The sequence below is a fragment of the Streptomyces sp. TAA486 genome (assembly GCF_000426165.1).
The window spans coordinates 314,392-332,580 of the sequence record NZ_AUEV01000007.1 but is presented as its reverse complement, the minus strand read 5'-3'; the positions used below and the strand labels follow the sequence as shown (position 1 = coordinate 332,580).

General features: G+C 71.5%; 15 protein-coding genes, 1 pseudogene and 1 riboswitch. Of the genes and pseudogenes, 8 read left to right on the top strand and 8 right to left on the bottom strand.

Features of this window, described 5'->3' with window-relative positions:
- Positions 1-213 precede the first annotated feature (213 nt).
- The 4 genes from pknB to thiO all read right to left on the bottom strand — a co-directional run bounded on the left by pknB (position 214) and on the right by thiO (position 4,915).
- Positions 214-2,250 (bottom strand): Stk1 family PASTA domain-containing Ser/Thr kinase, encoded by a 2,037-nt coding sequence (gene pknB, locus I004_RS0112285; RefSeq protein WP_028435740.1) that lies wholly within the window; start codon positions 2,248-2,250, stop codon positions 214-216.
- Positions 2,251-2,559: 309 nt separating this feature from the next.
- The gene (locus I004_RS0112280) at positions 2,560-3,429 is read right to left on the bottom strand and encodes a thiazole synthase (RefSeq protein ID WP_078511051.1); all 870 of its coding nucleotides are present in this window, start codon (positions 3,427-3,429) and stop codon (positions 2,560-2,562) included.
- 5 nt (positions 3,430-3,434) lie between these two features.
- A complete protein-coding gene (gene thiS, locus I004_RS0112275) occupies positions 3,435-3,665 on the bottom strand; it encodes a sulfur carrier protein ThiS (RefSeq protein WP_028435738.1) in 231 nt (76 codons plus the stop codon).
- Positions 3,662-4,915 (bottom strand): glycine oxidase ThiO, encoded by a 1,254-nt coding sequence (gene thiO, locus I004_RS33595; RefSeq protein ID WP_078511049.1) that lies wholly within the window; start codon positions 4,913-4,915, stop codon positions 3,662-3,664. Before thiO ends, thiS begins: the two co-directional genes overlap by 4 nt.
- Positions 4,912-5,022: riboswitch (TPP riboswitch) on the bottom strand. (Overlaps the previous gene by 4 nt.)
- A 216-nt stretch (positions 5,023-5,238) precedes the next feature.
- Here thiO and I004_RS0112265 point away from each other — a divergent pair.
- From I004_RS0112265 to I004_RS40280, 5 genes and pseudogenes are all read left to right on the top strand, one after another.
- A complete protein-coding gene (locus I004_RS0112265; RefSeq protein WP_051344957.1) occupies positions 5,239-6,423 on the top strand; it encodes an FAD-dependent oxidoreductase in 1,185 nt (394 codons plus the stop codon).
- Positions 6,424-6,505: 82 nt separating this feature from the next.
- Positions 6,506-6,871, top strand: a complete 366-nt coding sequence (locus I004_RS0112260; RefSeq protein ID WP_028435736.1) for an Rv2175c family DNA-binding protein — start codon at positions 6,506-6,508, stop codon at positions 6,869-6,871.
- 147 nt (positions 6,872-7,018) lie between these two features.
- Complete coding sequence (thiE, locus tag I004_RS0112255; protein WP_028435735.1) at positions 7,019-7,699, top strand: thiamine phosphate synthase; 681 nt, start codon at positions 7,019-7,021, stop codon at positions 7,697-7,699.
- Positions 7,700-7,908: 209 nt separating this feature from the next.
- Entirely contained in the window at positions 7,909-8,826 is a 918-nt protein-coding gene (metF, locus tag I004_RS0112250; protein ID WP_051344956.1) for a methylenetetrahydrofolate reductase [NAD(P)H], read from the top strand.
- A gap of 39 nt (positions 8,827-8,865) precedes the next feature.
- Positions 8,866-9,321 (top strand): annotated as a pseudogene (locus I004_RS40280) (hypothetical protein); the annotation flags it as partial.
- Positions 9,322-10,341: 1,020 nt separating this feature from the next.
- Here I004_RS40280 and I004_RS0112240 read toward each other — a convergent pair.
- The 4 genes from I004_RS0112240 to I004_RS0112225 all read right to left on the bottom strand — a co-directional run bounded on the left by I004_RS0112240 (position 10,342) and on the right by I004_RS0112225 (position 15,636).
- A complete protein-coding gene (locus I004_RS0112240) occupies positions 10,342-11,814 on the bottom strand; it encodes a phytoene desaturase family protein (RefSeq protein ID WP_028435733.1) in 1,473 nt (490 codons plus the stop codon).
- A 357-nt stretch (positions 11,815-12,171) separates the two neighbouring features.
- A complete protein-coding gene (locus I004_RS0112235) occupies positions 12,172-12,777 on the bottom strand; it encodes a TetR/AcrR family transcriptional regulator (protein ID WP_037975840.1) in 606 nt (201 codons plus the stop codon).
- Positions 12,774-14,855 (bottom strand): YhgE/Pip domain-containing protein, encoded by a 2,082-nt coding sequence (locus tag I004_RS0112230; RefSeq protein ID WP_028435731.1) that lies wholly within the window; start codon positions 14,853-14,855, stop codon positions 12,774-12,776. Before I004_RS0112230 ends, I004_RS0112235 begins: the two co-directional genes overlap by 4 nt.
- The gene (locus I004_RS0112225) at positions 14,827-15,636 is read right to left on the bottom strand and encodes an ATP-binding cassette domain-containing protein (protein WP_028435730.1); all 810 of its coding nucleotides are present in this window, start codon (positions 15,634-15,636) and stop codon (positions 14,827-14,829) included. The genes I004_RS0112230 and I004_RS0112225 overlap by 29 nt, the downstream gene beginning before the upstream one ends.
- 343 nt (positions 15,637-15,979) lie before the next feature.
- On the opposite strand from I004_RS0112225, the gene I004_RS33585 reads away from it, so the two are divergent.
- The 3 genes from I004_RS33585 to I004_RS0112210 all read left to right on the top strand — a co-directional run bounded on the left by I004_RS33585 (position 15,980) and on the right by I004_RS0112210 (position 18,150).
- Positions 15,980-16,540 (top strand): SAV_6107 family HEPN domain-containing protein, encoded by a 561-nt coding sequence (locus I004_RS33585; RefSeq protein ID WP_486579957.1) that lies wholly within the window; start codon positions 15,980-15,982, stop codon positions 16,538-16,540.
- Positions 16,541-16,657: 117 nt separating this feature from the next.
- A complete protein-coding gene (locus I004_RS0112215; RefSeq protein WP_028435729.1) occupies positions 16,658-17,419 on the top strand; it encodes a methyltransferase in 762 nt (253 codons plus the stop codon).
- Between the two features lie 299 nt (positions 17,420-17,718).
- Entirely contained in the window at positions 17,719-18,150 is a 432-nt protein-coding gene (locus I004_RS0112210; RefSeq protein WP_028435728.1) for a DUF3040 domain-containing protein, read from the top strand.
- The last annotated feature ends 39 nt before the right edge of the window (positions 18,151-18,189 follow it).

Genomic DNA, 18,189 nt, shown 5'->3' with positions numbered 1-18,189 from the left:
CCGTCGTAAGTGATATGGGTCCTATGTCCGGTATCACACGCGAGGCGGCCCGGCTCTCTGTAGGTGAGGGCGCGCATGCGGGCTGTCAGCGCTCTCGGGGCGTCCCGAGCGGGCGTTCCAGGGAGGCATCCGGAGGCATGCTGGAGGGGTTCCGGACGCGTTCCGGAGGGGGCCGTCCTGGCGGTGACCGCGTTCGGGCTGCTCAGCGAGGGCTCAGCGCAGCCAGATCGTCACTTCGGAGCCGCGCGGAGCCTCGTCGTCCCCGCCCGGTGACTGGGCGAAGACCTTGTTGCCGACGAAGATCCGGCGCGTGGTGACCTCGAAGCCCGCGTCCTCCAGCTTCTTGCGCGCCTGCTTCTTGCCGAGGCCCTCCACGTCCGGGACGTCCACCAGGTCCTGGCCCTTGGAGATGGTGAGCGTCACGGTGTCGCCCTCGCCGGCCCTGCTGCCCTCCGCGGGCGACTGACGGGCCACCTTGCCCTCGTCCTCGTCCGAGAAGACGCGCTCCGGAGCGATACGGACCTTCAGGCCCTCCTCGGCCAGGTCCTCGCGGGCGGAGTCCTCGTCGTCGCCGACGACGTCCGGCACGTCGACCGGCGAGCCCTTGGAGACGGTCAGCGCGACGGGGGAGCCCGGGCGGCGCTTGCTGCCCGCGTCCGGGTCGCTGGCGATCACAGCGCCGCGCGCCGTGTCCTCACTGAACTGCTGCCTCACCACACCGGCCTCCAGGCCGGCGTCCTTGAGCTTGCGCCGGGCGTCGGCGAGCGGCGTACCGCTCAGTTCGGGGACCTTCACTATCTCCGGGCCGTTGGAGACGACCATGGTGACGGTGCCGGTCCTGCGGATGCGGTCGCCCGGGTCCGGGTTGGTGTCGATGACGTGGCCGCGCTCGACGCGCTCGCTGTAGTCGCGGGTGACGTTCACGTCGAGCCCCGAGTCGCCGAGGATCTTCCTGGCCTCGGGCTCCGTCTTGTCCAGCACGGCCGGGGTCTGTGTGAACTGGCCGGAGTTGATGTACCAGACGCCCGTGCCCACCAGCAGCAACAGCATCACCGCCAGCGTCACGAGGAAGCCCCGGCCACCGGCACGGCCGCCGCGGCGGCGCCGCGTGCCGCCGCCGTCACGCGGCGGGGCGGCGTAGCGGGCGGTGCGGTCGATGTCGTCACCCCAGCCGCCTCCGGGGCCGGGCCCGTGCCCGTATTCGTGCGCTGCCGCGACGTCGCGCGGAAGCAGGCTGGTGCGCTCCTCCGCCCCGTCGCCGGGTCCGGCCGCCGAGCGCATGCGGCCCTCGCCGAGGGCGGCACCGGCCGCGAGGACCTCCGCGAGTCCGGTCGCCGGGTCGTTCGCCTGCGGCGGGACGGCGTCCAGCTGGACCGGGGTGAGGCGGGCCCGCACACCGCGGGTCTCCGAGAGCATCGCGCCCGCGTCCTGGGGGCGGCCGTCCGCCGCACGCGCCGTGGCCCGTGCGACCAGCATGTCCAGCTCCGGGGCGAGGCCGGGCACCGAGGCCGACGGCGCCGGCATGTCCTCGTGGAGGTGCTGGTAGAGCACCTGTGCCGGTGTGCCGCCCGTGCGGGGCTTGCTGCCGGTGAGCATCTCGTAGAGCATCACGCCGCACGCGTAGAGGTCGGTGCGGGTGTCCGCCGTGCCGTGCTCGATCTGCTCCGGGGCGAGGTAGGAGACGGTGCCCAGGATGCTGTCGGATCCCACGGACGTCTGGCTGTCCACCGCCCGTACGAGGCCGAAGTCGGCGACCTTGACCCGCCCGTCGTCGCCGATCAGCACGTTCTCCGGCTTCATGTCGCGGTGCACCATGCCGGCGTGGTGCGCGGCGCCCAGAGCGGCGAGCATCGGCTCCAGGATGTCCAGGGCGACGCGTGGGCGGAGTGCGCCGCGCTCCCGCAGCACGTCCCGCAGGGTGCACCCGGAGACGTACTCCATCGCCAGATAGACGTAGGTGCCGTCGGTGCCCTGGTCGTAGACGCCGACCACATTGGGGTGCGCGAGCCGGGCGACGGACTTGGCCTCGCGGATGAAGCGGTCGACGAAGGCGCCGTCCGTGGCGAGCGAGGGGTGCATGACCTTCAGGGCCAGGACGCGGTCGAGGCGGGTGTCGACGGCGCGGTAGACCGTCGCCATGCCGCCGACGGCGATCCGTGATTCGACGCGGTACCGGCCGTCCAGCACCTGGCCGACCGGCGGGGTCTCCCCGGCGGGGCCGGAGGAGGGGTCCTGAAGGCTCGTATCCATCGACGAAGAGTCTACGAGTCATCCCGGCGACGGAAATCCGTGATGCGCCATGCAGCGGGTGAGGCGGCCGGACAACGAGGAAGAATCGTAGAATTTGTTCCTTTTGGGACTTTGGTCCGAATGGGAGCCGGGCAGGCGCCTGAGAGCGCGGAATTCCCGCACGCGGCGGCGCCGATTCTGCCCTCTTCGCGGTGCCTTCTTCCTTCGCTGTCTGTCCCGCCGCCGGAATTTGTTCACGCGGGACCTTCGTCCCCTGGGCCCTTCCCAGGACCTTCGTCCCTCAGCCCGGCCCAGGGACCGTCGTCATGCTCAGCCGAAGGCCGGGCGCTCCGGGTCGAGCGCAGCCACGCCCTCCGTCGGGGAGGACGCCTCCGCGAAGTGGCGGCGCGGAATGCGGCCCGCGCGATGCGCCAGGCGGCCCGCCGTGACCGCTTGCCGCATCGCCTCGGCCATCAGCACCGGCTCCTGCGCCCTCGTGACGGCCGAGGCGAGCATCACGGCCTCGCACCCAAGTTCCATGGCGAAGGCGGCATCGGAGGCCGTCCCGGCGCCGGCGTCGAGGATCACGGGGACTCCGGCGCGCTCGGTGATCAGCTGGAAGTTGTGCGGGTTGCGGATGCCGAGCCCGGAGCCGATGGGGGAGCCCAGCGGCATGACTGCCGCGCAGCCCGCCTCCTCCAGCTTCCGCGCAAGGACCGGATCGTCGTTGGTGTACGGCAGCACGGTGAAGCCGTCGTCGACCAACGTCTCGGCCGCGTCGAGGAGTTCGACGGGATCGGGCAGCAGTGTGCGCTCGTCGGCGATGACCTCGAGTTTCACCCAGTCGGTGCCGAGGGCCTCACGCGCGAGCCGGGCGGTGAGCACCGCCTCGCCGGCCGTGTAGCAGCCCGCCGTGTTCGGCAGCACGCCGATGCCGTGCTTCTCCAGTACGGACAGCACCGAGCCCTGGACGGTCGGATCGAGGCGGCGCATGGCGACCGTCGTCAGCTCTGTGCCCGACGCCACCAGCGAGCGCTCCATGACGTCGAGGCTGGGCGCTCCGCCCGTACCCATGATCAAGCGGGAGCCGAAGGTGCGGTCGCCGATGACGAACGGGTCCGGCTCCGCGGTGGGGGAGCCGTCGGACGGGGACGTGTGCTGTCCGGGGCGCGGCGTGGTGTGGACCGCGGTGCCTGTCATACGGATCAACCTCCTTGGACTGCGGTCAGTACCTCGATGCGGTCGCCCTCGGCCAGCCGCACTCGCGGCCACTCGCCACGGGGTACGACGGTCTCGTTGACGGCCGCGGCGACACCCGAGGGAGCAGCCGTGAGACCTGCCACGAGCTGGCCGAGGGTGGATTCCGCGGGGACGTCGCGAGGTGCGCCGTTCACGGAGACGGTGACGGTGGCGGCATGTGAGGGGACGGTCGTCATGCTGAACGCTCCTGTGGCTCGCTCGCGGAGAGGACACCCGCAGCTTCGGTGCCGGGGTCACCGAACCTTGCCGGAGTGAAGGGGCGCGCCTGCTCGGGGAGTTCGCCTGTCGCGAGCAGTTCGCCCATGGCGTCGCCGGTGACGGGCGTGAGCAGCACGCCGTTGCGGTAGTGGCCGGTGGCCAGATGGAGGCCCGGCAGCGCCGTCGGTCCGAGCAGCGGCGCGTTGTCGGGCGAGGCAGGACGCAAGCCCGCCGAGGTCTCGATGAGGGGCAGTTCGGTGAGGCCCGGGGTGAGTTCGTGCGCGTCCCTCAGCAGTTCGTAGACGCCGCCGGCGGTGACCGTCGTGTCCCAGCCCAGCTCTTCGCTCGTCGCGCCGATGACTAGCTCGCCGTTGGCGCGCGGCACCAGATAGATATGGCCGCCGCGCACGATCGCCCGGACGGTACGGGAGAGGAAGGGCCCGTACGTGGATGACGGCGGCATGCGCAGCCGCAGCACCTGTCCCTTGACCGGGCGCACCGGCGGCAGCAGTTCGTGCGGCACCCCTTCGAGACGGGAGGCCCACGAGCCCGTCGCCAGCACCGTCTGCCCGGCCTCCACCCGGGTGCCGTCGTCGAGCGTCACGCCTGCGGCCCGCCCGTCCCTGACCGTGAGCGCCGGAGCGGCCGCACGCCGGAAGGTCACGCCCGCACGTTCACAGGCCAGGAGCAGGGCCGTGGAGAGCCGGCGCGGGTCCGCCTGGTGGTCGCCGTCGACCCGCAGCCCGCCGCGCACGGAAGGGGCGAGCATCGGTTCGAGACGGCGGCACTCGCGGCCGGTGAGCCACTGCGAATCGAGCCCGCAACGCCGCTGAAGCGCGTGCAGTTCGCGCAGGTGCGCCCTGTCGTCGGCGTCCAGGGCGACGGCGAGCGTGCCGCAGGACCGGTAGCCGATCTCCTGTCCGCTCGCCTCCTCCAGCTCCGCCGCGAAATCCGGATAGCGGGCCGACGAGGCGAGATTGAGCCGGAGGAGCGCCTCCTCGCCGTAGTGCAGCTCGGTGACGGCGGCGAGCATCCCGGCGGCCACCCTGGCCGCGCCGCCGCCCGGTTCCGGGTCGACGACCGTGGTGGAGAGACCGCGCTGGGCCGCCCGCCAGGCGGTGACGAGGCCGATGATGCCGCCGCCGGCGACGGCCACGTCCGGATGTGCCGGGACGGCGCCGGATTCCCGCCCGGCGAGGGCGGTGCGGGGTGCGCTGGTGCGTCGCATGAGGAAGCTGCTTCTCCCTTCGCCGGAATGACCCGGATCAGGTTCGTACGGTCGGAGGCCGCAGCCTCCCTCTCAGCCCGGTGCGCCGGACTCCCGCGTGCGATGTCGTCGATTGCGGTACGCGCCGGCTGCTGCCGGTGCCGCCAGCCGGCTCTTCATCGGGCCGCCATGGCTTTGTACCGTTCAACCAGCGTACTGCGCCGCTGCCGTGGTGTGACCGGCGGGCACGGCGGCAGGCGTTCCTGGGGGTCGCGTCACCGACCTAGGATGATCGTGTGGGTGAGAGCCGGAGCGAGCAGCGGGTCGTTGTCGTGGGTGCGGGTATGGCCGGTGTGCAGACGGCCGTGCAACTGCGCGAGCAGGGTTGGCCCGGCGGGATCTGGCTGATCGGCAGCGAACCCCACCAGCCGTACGACCGCCCGCCGTTGTCCAAGGCGGTGCTGCTGGGCAAGACCGACGACGCCGCCCTGGACGTCGATTTCGACTCCCTCGGCGTCGACTTGGAACTGGGCAGGGACGTGACCGCGCTGCGCCCCGGTGAGCGTCTGCTGGAGACGGGCGCCGGCACTGTTGCCTACGACCATCTCGTCATCGCCACGGGCGCCGAGCCCGTCGCACTGCCGGGCAGCGACGGAGTCCCCGGCGTTCACCTGCTGCGAACCCTCGACGACGCGGCACGGCTGCGCCCCGTGCTGGCGGGGCGGGGCGAGATCGTCGTGGTCGGAGCGGGCTGGATCGGTGCCGAGTTCACCACCGCGGCACGTGAGGCGGGCTGCGCCGTCACCGTCGTGGAGGCCGCGGGCGAACCGCTTCCGGGGGCGCTGCCCGCGGAGGTCGCGTCGCACATGCGCGCCTGGTACGAGGAGAGCGGGGCCCGGCTGCGCACCGGCGTCGCCGTGCGCTCGGTGGAACGCGGCGGAGTGGTGCTCGCGGACGGCACGCGACTGCGGGCCGACGCCGTCGTGGTGGGCATCGGCTCGCGTCCCGCGACGGGCTGGCTGGCGGGCTCGGGCATCGAACTCGGCGAGGACGGCGGAGTACTCGCGGACGATGGGCTGCGCGCCTCCGCCCGGCACGTCTACGCGGTCGGCGACTGTGCCTCGTTCCCCTCGGCCCGGTACGGCGAGCGCCTCCTCGTGCACCACTGGGACAACGCACTGCAGGGGCCCCGCGTCGTGGCGGCCAACATCGTCGCCGGGACGCTGCCGGACGGTGAGGCGGAGGCCGCCGTCTACGATCCGGTGCCCTATTTCTGGTCCGAGCAGTTCGGTCGCTTCATCCAGTACGCCGGACACCACACCGCCGAGGACGAACCGGTCTGGCGCGGCAGCCCGGGCGAAGCCGCCTGGTCCGTCTGCTGGCTGCGGGAGGGCGCCCTGAACGCGCTGCTCGCCGTCGGGCGCCCCCGCGACCTGGCGCAGGGCAGAAAGCTCATCGGGAGCGGCGCGCCGGTGGACAGGGAGCGTGTGGCCGACGCGACGGTGCCGCTCAAGAAGGCGGTCCGCTAGGACCTGTCCGGAAGGGCGGCTCGGGCGGACTGGTGGCCGCCGCACAGTAGTGACTGTCACAGCGGGATGGCAGGCTGGTGGCGTGACAGAGATTGATGCAAAAACCGATGCTCTCGTCCCTGCCTGGCTCACCCTGCCCGACGTCGCCGAAAAGCTGGACATCCTGGTGACCCGGGCCCGTCAGCTGGTCAAGGAGGGCCAGCTGATCGCGGTCCGCAGAGGGGAGGAGCGGACCTTGCAGGTCCCCGCGGACTTCATCGGCTCGGGCCGCATCGTGAAGGGCCTCGCCGGCACGATCACGCTTCTCAAGGACGACGGCTTCAGCGACGAGGAAATGCTGGAGTGGCTCTTCACCGAGGACGAGAGCCTCCCTGGTACCCCGGCGCAGGCCCTCCGTGAGAACCGCGGGACAGAGGTGAAGCGGCGCGCCCAGGCACTCGCCGTGTGATTTCCCGCACAGCTCCTGCCGACGCTCACCGCATCGCACAACCGCCCCGACACACAGTCACACCGCACACATCCGCCGGCGTGCGGGCCAGGCGCAGCGCAGGCCGCTGCGGCCGGTCCGCACGCCCTTGTCCGGGGGACGTCCCTCATGAGCGCTACCAACGCCCGCAGCCTGCTCGCCGACGCACGGCTCTATCTGTGCACCGACGCGCGCAAGGAACAGGGCGATCTGCCCGAGTTCCTCGACGCGGTCCTGCGCGGAGGCGTCGACATCGTGCAGCTGCGGGACAAGACGATGGAGGCCGCCGAGGAGCTGGAACATCTGTCGGTCTTCGCGGACGCCTGCAAGCGCCACGGAAAGCTGCTCGCGGTCAACGACCGGGCGGACGTCGCCCACGCGTCCGGCTCCGAGGTGCTCCACCTCGGCCAGGGCGACCTGCCCGTTCCCGCTGCTCGTGCGGTCCTCGGTGACGACGTCCTCATAGGCAGGTCCACGCACGCCGAGGCGGAGGCCGCCGCCGCGGCGGCCGAGCCCGGCGTGGACTACTTCTGCACCGGTCCCTGCTGGCCGACTCCCACCAAGCCGGGCCGCCACGCGCCGGGCCTCGACCTGGTCAGGTACACGGCCTCGCTGGGCACCGCGCGTCCGTGGTTCGCCATCGGCGGAATCGACGCGTCCAACCTGGACGAGGTGCTGGACGCCGGTGCGAGGCGCGTCGTGGTCGTCCGCGTCCTCACCGGCGCCGACGATCCGGAGGCCGCCGCGGCGGGGCTGGCCCGGCGGCTGCGGGAGCGTGCCGCCCAGGACGGGGCCGCCGGGCCGCGCTGACCGGCGCCCGCTGGGCCCCGGGCGAGGCGTCGAGCCCCCGGACGGGACCCGGCAGGGAAATCGCTTTCGAACGGGGCGCCGCAGAGCCGTTTCCGCTGCGTGACCGGCGTGCCCGCCGGGGGAGGAACCGCAGCGACAAGGGCGACGGAACGGACGTAAGCGCTCTTCACGCCCGGTCGCCCTCTAGCCAAGGCCGATAGCCTTCAACCATGGCCATCGGTATCTCAGCTACCAGGACAGACAGCACGACGACAGTGCGTGACCTCCTCGCGACGGGGCAGCGCTCGTACTCGTTCGAATTCTTCGCCCCGAAGACCGAGAAGGGCGAGCGCTCGCTGTGGAACGCCCTGCGGCGGATCGAAGCCGTCTCACCGACGTTCGTCTCCGTGACCTACGGGGCGGGAGGCTCCTCGCGAGAGGGGACCGTACGCAACACCGAGCGGATCGCCACGGAGACCACGCTCACGCCGGTCGCGCACCTGACCGCCGTGAACCACTCCAGGGCGGAGCTGCGCAACGTCATCGGCCAGTACGCGGACGCGGGCATCCGCAACGTCCTCGCGATCCGGGGCGACCCTCCCGGTGACCCGATGGGCGAGTGGGTGAGGCACCCCGAGGGCCTCACCTACGCCTGTGAACTGGTCGAACTGGTCAAGGAGTCCGGCGACTTCTGCGTGGGCGTCGCGGCCTTCCCCGAGATGCACCCCCGCTCCGACGACTGGGACACCGACGTACGCCACTTCGTCGACAAGTGCCGTGCCGGGGCCGACTACGCGATCACCCAGATGTTCTTCCGCGTCGAGGACTACCTCCGGCTGCGGGACAGCGCGACGGCCGCGGGTTGCGAGACGCCGATCATCCCGGAGATCATCCCGGTCACCAATGTGAAGCAGATCGAGACGTTCGCACAGCTCAGCAACGCGACGATCCCGGACGAACTGGCAGAGCGACTCCGGGCGGTCGAAGACGATCCCGCGGCGGTACGCTCGGCCGGAATCGAGTACGCGACGGAGATGTGTGCGAGGCTGATGGCTGAGGATGTCCCCGGACTCCACTTCATTACGCTCAACAACTCCACGGCAACGCTGGAAATCCATCAGAATCTTGGACTCCACAATCGACCCTGAGCCGAAGTAGCCGGCCGAGGCAGTGAGAAGGGGGCGCACATGGGCTGGACAGTCCTCTATATCGCGTTCGGCATCGTCGCGCTGTGGCTGTTGGGCGAGGTACTCCTGCAGTACAAGGCGCGGCTCCGCTGGCGCGTACTGGCTTTCACCGGCTTCCTGTGCGTCGTGGCGGGGGCGCTGATCCCGTCGGTCGTCGTGATCGGCATCGGGATCGCCGCCTTCGCCACCGGGCAGACCTTCGTGACGCTCTCCTACCGCAGGGGCTTCGTGGCGGGGTGGGCACTCACCGGAGTGCCCGGCGTCAACCGCCGCCGCGACGAGCCGGAGCTGGAGCCGGAGTTCGAGCAGGTGCCTCAGTTCGAGCCCGCGCCCGAACCCGTCCCCGCCCTGGCGGCGTCGGGCGGCTACGGCTCGGACGGGTTCCAGCGGAACGGCTTCGAGGCGAACGGCTACGACACGGCCGCCTTCGCCACCGTGGACTCGATGAGCGCTCCCAGCGGCTTCGGTGGCGGGAACCGCTACGAGACGGGCGGCTTCCCCGTCGTCGACCCGATGGGCGCGCCGAACGGATTCGCTCCGAACGGGAACGGCTACGACAACCTGAACGGCAATGGCTACGACAGCCTGAACGGCAATGGCTACGACGGCCTGAACGGCAATGGCTACGACAGCCTGAACGGCAACGGCTACGACACGGCCGCCTTCGCCGGGACCGGCGGCCTCGGCTCTTCCGTTCCCAACGGCTTCGACTCCACGCAGGCGTTCAGCCCGTTCAGCCCGGAGACCGAGGGCTACCAGCCCAACGGGTTCCAGGGACAGAACGGTTACGGGCCGCAGTCGATGGGCCAGGAGCAGGTCCCCGTCTACCAGCCCGGCCCACTGCCGGACGAGACCGGCGAGTTCACCTTCGGCGGCTACGACAGCTTCGGCTACCCCGCCGCTCCGCAGCAGGCAGGCATATACCAGGACGGCCAGCAGCAGTACGGCTCGTTCTCCGACCCGTACGCAGCCTTCGACAGCAACGGCGCCGGTGCCGCCGCCCCCTCGTACGGGGGCTACGGCGGCTACGACACCTACGGCGCCAACCCCTCCTACGGCGGCGGCGACCCCTACGGCGGCTTCGGCGGCGGCCTGGGTGACCAGCAGGGCGGGTACGGCCCCCAGCAGTCCCCGTACGGAGTCTCCGACACCTTCGGCGGTGGCGGCGGCCTCGGAGCGGGCGGTGCCGGTGCGGACGCCTACGGATCCATGTACGGCAACGGCGAGTCCTACGCCGACGGGCAGCCCTACTTCCCCCAGGCACCCACAGGCGGCGCCGGCGCGTGGGTACCGCAGCAGCGCGACCCGAACGAGCAGGCCCAGCAGCAGTACCCGTACCAGAACGGCGACCCGTACGGATACGGCACGCAGGGCAACGGATACGGCGCGGGCAACGGCTACTACTACTGACGGGCCCGAGCGCGACCGACCGCCGCGGGCGGGCGGGGGTGCGCCCTCAGCGGGATCCGCGCCGGCTCAGTACGATCCGCGCCAGTCGTCGCCTTCCACGATCAGTCCGGCCACCAGCGCGCCGGACATTCCCGCGTGTGCGGCACCGCCGCCCGGGTGGGCCCAGCCGCCGGCGCGGTAAAGCCCTTTCGTGGCCGTCCTGTTGGGCGGACGCACATCCACGGCGTCCCGCCGGATCCGGCCCCCGCGGACGAACGGCCCCGGGAGCGCCGGCCCCGGCACCAGGCCGTGCGGAGCCCCCGTCTCCTCCTCGATGTGGCGGGGTGTGCGCACCTCCCGCCACAGCACGCGCCCTCCCAGGCCCAGTCCGGCGGCGTCGGCCGCGCTCGTGAGCCGGTCCGCGAGCCGCGAGGCCTCGCCTTCCCCGTTCACTTCACCCGGTTCGACGCTGACCGAGAGCACCGCGGTCTCGTGGCCGTCGTCCGGGCACAGCGCAGGGTCGTCCGGACGCAGCACGGTCAGCGGCTGCCCGGGGGAGTCGGCCCGGTGCACCACGGTGCGGTGCGCGGTGCCCTCCGGCCGCGCGCCGCGCAGCGCGAGCAGCACGGTGAGACGCGACAGCGCCGGCACGTCCGGCGGCGCACCCTCCCCGGCGGCCGTGCCCGGCACCCGGGAGGTGCCGACCACCACGGCGTCGGCCGGGACGTCCGGCCCTTCGGCAGGCTTCACGCCCACCGCTGTGCCGTCCTCCTCCAGCACGCCGGCCACCTCGCAGCCGAAGTGGAAGTCCACCTTGCGCTCCGTGCAGCGCGTGTACAGGGCCTCCGCGAGCGCCCGCATCCCTCCACGCACGTACCAGGTGCCGAAGGTGTGCTCCATGTACGCGAGAACGGCCGCACCGGCCGGCGCGGCTTCCGGGTCCAGGCCGTAGGAGTTCGCGCATGCGTTGAGCATGAACACCAGCCGGGGATCGCGGAGTTCGCCGCCGGCGGCCTCGGCCAGCGTGGGCGAGCGGCGCCGCAGCAGCCCCCTGCCCCGCAGCGCGGGGTACGGATCGCGGCCGAGGCTCTCACGCAACGCCGCGACACCGTCCGCGGTCAGCGGCTCTTCGAGCAGCGGCCGTCTGATGGCGTCCCAGACGGTACGGGCTCGGGCCAGCATGTCCGTCCAGCACTCGCCGGAGCCGGCGCCGAGGGCCGCGTCGAGCGCCTTGACGACTCCCGCGCGGGAGCCGGAGGGCAGCGAGACCGCCGTGCCGTCGGGGAAGACGTGCCGGATCGCGGGATCGAGCCGCACGAGGCCGACACGGTCCTCCAGCGCTTCACGGCCGGTCTTGACGAACAGATCCCGGTAGACCGCCGGAAGGTGCAGAACTCCGGGCCCCGTGTCGAAGCGGAAGCCGTCCCGCTCCCAGGACCGGAGGCCGCCGCCGTAGGTCGCCGAGCGTTCGTACACCGTCACCCGGTGCCCCGCCGTCGCCAGCCGCGCAGAGGCCGCCATCGCGCCCAGCCCGGCGCCGATCACCGCAATGCGTGCCATGACGAGGGACTTTAGCCGGGCGGCGGGCGACACTTTGCGGCGGGCGGTGCCGGTGGGGAGCGCGGGAACGCGGCCTGAGCCGCACCGCCCGGGCGTTGGCACCCAGGGCTGAGTACGCCTACTTAGCCCGCCGGTTGAGTAGTACAGCGGATGGGACGAAGCCCCGTCCGAGGGCAGAGTGATGTCCGTGGCAAGGGAGCACCGGCTCCGGCACCGCCGACACGGGGCGGCGGAACGGAGACGGCTCCCTTGCAAGGGGGACGCGGGGGCACGGGGCCCCGCGTCCGTAACGGGGGTCGGGGGATACGGGGGAAGGCGTGCGCAGCCCTGGGGAACAGGTGGTCGCCGGTCGGCCGGCTACCGGGGCTGCGCACACCCCCCGACACGTCCCTGCAGCAGCAGCGAGAGCGCGCCGTGCACCTCGTCGAGGGAGCGTTCCGGCTGGAACGCCTTCCAGTCCAGGGCCGCCACCAGCACCATGCCGACCAGCGCGGCCGCGGTCAGCGTGACGTCGATGTCGCCGCTCAGCTCGCCCTCCTCCACACCGGCGCGCAGTTCCTCCTCCACGACGGCCACAGCCCGCCTGCGTACCACCAGCAGAGTCGAGTTCCACGTCCTGTTGGTGCGCCACAGCTCTGCGACGTACAGGCGCGTGAACGCCGGATAACGGTCGATGAAGACGAGGCCCGCACGGACCATCGCGTCGAGCGCGTCGACGTGACCGCCGCCCGCCGACGCCGTCGACGCGGACGCCGCGCGCAGATCGTTCGTCAGCAACTCCACACCGTGCCGCAGCAGTTCCTCGAACAGCTCGCTCTTGCTGGCGAAGTTGTAGTAGACGGTCCCCTTGGCGACGCCCGCCGCCTCCGCGATCTCGTCCACCGTGGTCGCGGAGAAACCCTGCTCGGCGATGAGCGTCACGGCCGCCTGGAACAGCTTCTCGCGGGTGGGGGCGCGGCTCACAGCGCGATCTCCGGGTGCAGGCGGTCCACGGTCCACACCTGCTTGCGGCGCGCCGTGAAGGCCGTCAGTGCCAGAGCACCGGCCGTGAACGCGAGCAGTACCAGGCAGGCCCGCCACACCGGCCACGCCTCACCGCCGGTGATGAGGTGCCGCAGGCCTTCCACGACGTAACTCATCGGCAGGAACGGGTGGATGGCGTTGAAGAACCCGGGGCTGGTCTGTATCGGATACGTGCCGCCCGCCGACGTCAGCTGGAGCATCAGCATGGCCAGCACGAGGACGCGGCCCGCAGGGCCGAACCGGGCACCCAGGAACTGCACGATCGCCGTGAAGCAGAGCGTCACCAGCAGCAGGAAGCCCACCGTGCCGGCGCCCCGGGCGAGTTGGAGCCCGAGCCCCCAGTGCAGAACGCCCAGCAGCGCTCCGGCCTGCAGCGCCCCTATCGCTGCCACGGGCAGCCATCCCGCGAGCGTGATGCGTGCGGCGGGCGCACCCGCCGCCAGTGCGCGTCTGTTGAGCGGCTGCAGCAGCATGTAGGCGATCATCGCACCGACCCAGAGCGCGAGCGGGATGAAGTACGGTGCGAAACCCGTGCCGTAGTTGGGCGCTGAGTGCGCGTTGGCGGAGGAGAGCCCGACCGGGTCGGCCATCACGCCCGTCCGGTCCTCGCGTTCCTGCTTGCCGTAGTCGGGGATCTTCTTCACCCCGTCGTGCAGTCCGCCGGACAGCTGGGACGAGCCGTCGGTGAGCTTGTACATCCCGCCGTCGAGCGTGCCCGCGCCCTTGGTGAGCTTGCCGACGCCGGCGTCGAGGTCCGCTGCGCCGCTCTCGGCGCCCGCCAGTCCGCCCTTGAGGCGGCCCGCTCCGTCGTGGACCTTGTGCGCACCATTGTTGAGCGCGTGTATCTGTGCGACGGCCTTGTCGAGGTCCTCACCGAGGTGCGGCGCGCGGTCGGCGAGCGCGTTCGCGTGGCTGCGCAGCTTGTCGAGACTCTCACCGAGACGGGTGAGGTTGTCCTGCTTCTTGACGACGTCGTCGACGTCCGCAGCCACATCGGCGGCAGTGTCGGCCGCGTCCCTCGCCTTCTTCAACTGCGTGCAGGACGTGTCCAGTTCGACGGGACTCTCGCATCGCACCCGGTAGAGAGTCGCAAGGGTGTCGGCGGCCTCGCGGGAGTCGGCCTTCGCCCTGTGTGCCGCCTCGGGCAGTTCTCCGAGGTTGTCCTTGAGCGTTTTGCTCGCACGGGCCACATCGCGGGCCGCGGTGCCGATCTCGTCCTCGTGCCCGTTCACGAACGGGCGGAGCTTACCGGCGGCCTTGTCGACCTTGTCGGTCAACTGCTGCGTGCCGTCCGCCACCTCCTTCGATCCCTTCTCCAACCTGCCAGCGCCTGCGTGCAGTTGAGAAGTGCCGTCCTTGAGCTTGCCGCTGCCGTGCTCGGCCTTGCCCAGACCGTTCTTCAGCTCGCCGGTTCCCTTCTTGGCGCGGCCGATGCCGTCGCCGAGCTCGTCCGCTCCGTCCGCCGCCTTCGCCGTCCTGTCGTGGAGGGTGGAGAAGGAGACGAAGATCCGGTCGTAGAAGCCGCGGGAGGCCTTGCTGGAGGCTGCCGCGCGGACTTCGGAGAAGACGGTGCGCGAGATCTGCCCGACGACGTAGTTGTTGGCGTCGTTCGTACGCACCTTCAGCGCGCTGGTGCGTGGGTCGTCACCGGCGCTGGAAGCGATGCGCTTGCTGAAGTCGGAGGGCACGGTCAGCGAAAGGTAGTAGCGCCCGTCCTCGACCCCCTTGCGGGCGTCCTCCGCGTCGGTCTCGTGCCAGTCGAAGGTGCCGCTCTCGTGCAGTCCTTCGGTGACCGAGTCGCCGGCCGTGATCTGCTTTCCGTCCGCCTGCGCCCCCTTGTCCTCGTTGACGAGGGCGACGGGGACCTTGTCGAGGCGCTCGTACGGGTTCCAGAAGGACCACAGGTACAGGGCGCCGTAGAGCAGCGGCAGCAGCAGCATGGCCACCATCGCCGCCCGCGGCAGCCGGCCCCTCCCGAACCGCTTGAGCTCAAGCGCGGCCAGACTCGGCGAGCGCATCCGCCGCCTCCTTCTTGCTCGTACCGTCGAACTCCCAAATGTCCGCGGGCTGTTGCCGCTCGCGTCCGGTGTCCGTACGGACGACGACCACGCCTTTTGGTGCCTGTGGTGCCTCGCTGCACACCGCCAGGACGGTCACGCCGGACGACGCGACCGAACGCAGCAGGGACCAGGCCTCGTCGCGTTCGGGCTCCGAGAGCTTGAAGTCGACGTCGTCGACGGCGAGCAGCCGGGGCCCGCCCAGCAGGGCCAGCGCGACCGACAGCCTCAGGACCTCCAGCCGCTCCAGGTCGCGCACGCGGGTGCGCGGCCCCTTGGGCAGCGCTTCCGGGTCGAGCCCGGCCATGGCCAGCGCGGAGTCGACGCGAGCACGCGATGCCGCGGCCCGCTCCCTGCGCGGCCTCAAGAGGGCACGCAGCGAACCGCCGAACCTCCTTTGCAGCAGCACGCGTTCCCGCAGGTGCTCGGCGACGGACAGGGACGGTTCCAGGTCGGTGACGCCCGGCACGGCGGCCAGGGCACTGAACCGGCGTACGGCGGCGAGCTGTTCGGGCAGCCGCCGGCCGCCCACCACGGCGTGCCCTCCGGTCGCCTTCATGCGTCCCGAGAGGGCCAGCAGCAGACAGGTCCTGCCGGAGCCCGACGGGCCCTCCAGCGCGACGAGCGAGCCGGGAGACGCCTCGAAGCGGACACCGGAGAAGACCCGGCCGCGCGGTCCGTTGAGCGCGAGGTCCTCGGCGCGGAGGCCGACGCCCTTGTCCGCGTGCGCCGTTGACTCCACTTCCGGGGCCCTTGTGTCCGGGCCCGCTTCCGTGGCGGTGCTCGCGTCCGCGCCGTTCGGATTCGGGCCGGAGCTTGTGTCCGTACCCGGCTCCCCGCTGCCGTGGGATTCGTGTGCCGTCTCGCCCACGGATCCACCCCTTCGAACTTTTGAACTGACTGGTCAGTTCAAAAAGGTACCTCACGGTTCGGAGGGGGCCTCCACCGGCCCCGTGTGTGCAGGGCGCCGTCACAAGCGGAAGCGGCATCTGTGCAGGTCAGGGTGGATTGTCAGTGGTGTACCTCACGATGTGTGCATACGCCGGTCCATTCGGAAGTCGGACGACGACAGGAGGTTGGTTCCCGTGCAGCGACCCTCTCGGGGAGCGCCCCCGAACTCCCCGCCCGCAAACGACGTCCATCCCGTCCTGCGGAGGGCGGCCGCACCGCCCGCCGCTCTCGACCTGCTCGCCCAGGCACAGCACGGGCTTGACGAGGCCGTGGCCATGGAGACGGCCAACGAGCGGTTCGCGACCGCTCATCTGGCGGCGCTGCGCACGGCTGCGGCCGTGCTCGCGGTGCGCGGGCGCCCCGAGAGCAGCGAGCGGCGCAGACGGGCCATACGCAGCGCCTGGGAGGTGCTGCCCGAGGCGGCACCCGAACTCGCCGAGTGGAGCGTCCTGTTCGCCTCCGGCGCACCGAAGCGTGCCCGTGCCGAAGCCGGCATACAGGGCGCGGCCAGCTGGCGTGAGGCCGACGACCTCGTCCGTGACACGGGGGTCTTCCTGCGGCTGGTCGAGCGGATGCTGGTGTCTCAGCCCGCGCTGCCGCAGCCGCGGATAGCCCCGTCCGACGAGGGCCTTGTCGCCGCCCGGTTACGTCCGCAGAGCTCCGAGGAGGACGAGCGGCACCCTCGCGCGGGGTGACGCGAGGGTGCCGCGGGCAGAACCCCTGGCAGGACCCGCGCCCATCGGGGGAAACAGCCTGGATGCGAAGGCAATAGGGTGGTGGCTGCACGCCCCTGAGCCGCCGAGGAGCACGCCATGTCCCGCCCCAGCGCATCCCGCCGTACCGCCGTGGTCTGGGAGGTACTGCGAGGAGCCCTCGACCAGCGGGTCAAGGCCAGCGGCAAGGAGACCCTCGAAGTCCTCGACACAGGAGGCGGTACGGGCAACTTCGCGGTGCCCGTCGCCGAGCTGGGGCACCGGGTCACGGTCGTCGACCCCAGCCCCAACGCCCTGTTCGGGCTCGAACGCCGCGCCGCGGAGGCCGGAGTGGAGGGCAGGGTCAGCGGTGTGCAGGGCGACGCACACGGCCTCTTCGATGTCGTGGAGCGCGGCGGGTACGACGTGGTCCTCTGCCACGGCGTCCTGGAGTATGTGGACGATCCGGCCGAGGGACTTGGCAACGTCGTTGCGGCGCTCCGGCCCGAGGGCGGCACTCTCAGCCTCCTCACCGCCGGTCTGGGAGGCGCCGTGATGGGACGCGCCCTCGCGGGTCACTTCACCGAGGCACGGCACGCGTTGACGGGTCCGGACGGACGCTGGGGCGAGGGCGACCCGATGCCCCGACGGTTCACCCCCGAGCAGCTGACCGCGCTCGTGGACGACACCGGCCTTGCCGTCACCGGCCTGCACGGCGTCCGCGTCTTCGCCGACCTGGTGCCCGGCGCGCTCGTCGATACGGAACCGGACGCCGAAGCGGCCCTGGTGAGGCTCGAGAGCGCCGCCTCCGAACTGCCCGCGTTCCAGGCGGTCGCGAGTCAGCTGCATGTCCTGGCCGAGGCGCGGTACCACGAAGGGTGACCCGGTGGGGTGCCGGGTCCGGCGTGGGGGCGACCCGGCGGAACTGACCGATCAGTACCGCGGTGGTCGTTACCTCACCCGATCAGCTGTTGACCGCCGTATGATCGGGGCACACCGTTCGGCATGGCGGAAAGGCGGTGCGGGAATGCACGGATTGAACGGTCCCGCGCCGACGTCCGTCATCTCGGTCCTGGTGGGAGGTAATGGCGCAGAGGGGCGGGTTTCACGGGGGCGATTCCCTGCCTATCCTTGGATGGTCGCACCCGGTCGCCCCCGCGACCGACGAGTAGGAGGACTCCGTGCCGCTCTCTGAGCACGAGCAGCGCATGCTCGAGCAGATGGAGCGAGCGCTGTACGCCGAAGATCCCAAGTTCGCGACAGCGCTCGAGGGAAGTGAGCTGCGCAGGTACACCCGCAAGCGGGTCTACCAGGCGGTCGCAGGCTTTCTTGTGGGCATCGCCCTGCTCATGGCCGGAATGGTCGCGCAGCAGATCTGGATCAGCGTCGTGGGTTTCCTCGTCATGCTCGGGTGTGCCGTCCTGGCGGTCACCGGCTGGCGCAAGGCCCCCAAGAGCGGCGAGCAGCAGCAACAGGGGCAGGGAAGCGCGCAGCAGGGCGGCAGCAGCGGAGGCGGCGGCTCTGCGTCCACGCGCCGCCAGCCACGCTCCCGCCGGTCGATGATGAACCGCATCGAGGAGCGGTGGCAGCGCCGCCGCGACGAGGGCCAGTAGCCCGAGCACAAGCGCCTGTGCGGCGTCCTCCCACCGATA

What these genes read in the sequence shown, in the direction of transcription:
- I004_RS0112230 (WP_028435731.1), bottom strand. Translation starts at nt 14,855, where the DNA reads ATGCGCTCGCCGAGTCTGGCCGCGCTTGAGCTCAAGCGGTTCGGGAGG.
- pknB (WP_028435740.1), bottom strand. Translation starts at nt 2,250, where the DNA reads ATGGATACGAGCCTTCAGGACCCCTCCTCCGGCCCCGCCGGGGAGACC.
- I004_RS0112215 (WP_028435729.1), top strand. Translation starts at nt 16,658, where the DNA reads ATGTCCCGCCCCAGCGCATCCCGCCGTACCGCCGTGGTCTGGGAGGTA.
- I004_RS0112265 (WP_051344957.1), top strand. Translation starts at nt 5,239, where the DNA reads ATGGCCGGTGTGCAGACGGCCGTGCAACTGCGCGAGCAGGGTTGGCCC.
- metF (WP_051344956.1), top strand. Translation starts at nt 7,909, where the DNA reads ATGGCCATCGGTATCTCAGCTACCAGGACAGACAGCACGACGACAGTG.
- thiE (WP_028435735.1), top strand. Translation starts at nt 7,019, where the DNA reads ATGAGCGCTACCAACGCCCGCAGCCTGCTCGCCGACGCACGGCTCTAT.
- thiO (WP_078511049.1), bottom strand. Translation starts at nt 4,915, where the DNA reads ATGCGACGCACCAGCGCACCCCGCACCGCCCTCGCCGGGCGGGAATCC.
- I004_RS0112240 (WP_028435733.1), bottom strand. Translation starts at nt 11,814, where the DNA reads ATGGCACGCATTGCGGTGATCGGCGCCGGGCTGGGCGCGATGGCGGCC.
- thiS (WP_028435738.1), bottom strand. Translation starts at nt 3,665, where the DNA reads ATGACGACCGTCCCCTCACATGCCGCCACCGTCACCGTCTCCGTGAAC.
- I004_RS0112280 (WP_078511051.1), bottom strand. Translation starts at nt 3,429, where the DNA reads ATGACAGGCACCGCGGTCCACACCACGCCGCGCCCCGGACAGCACACG.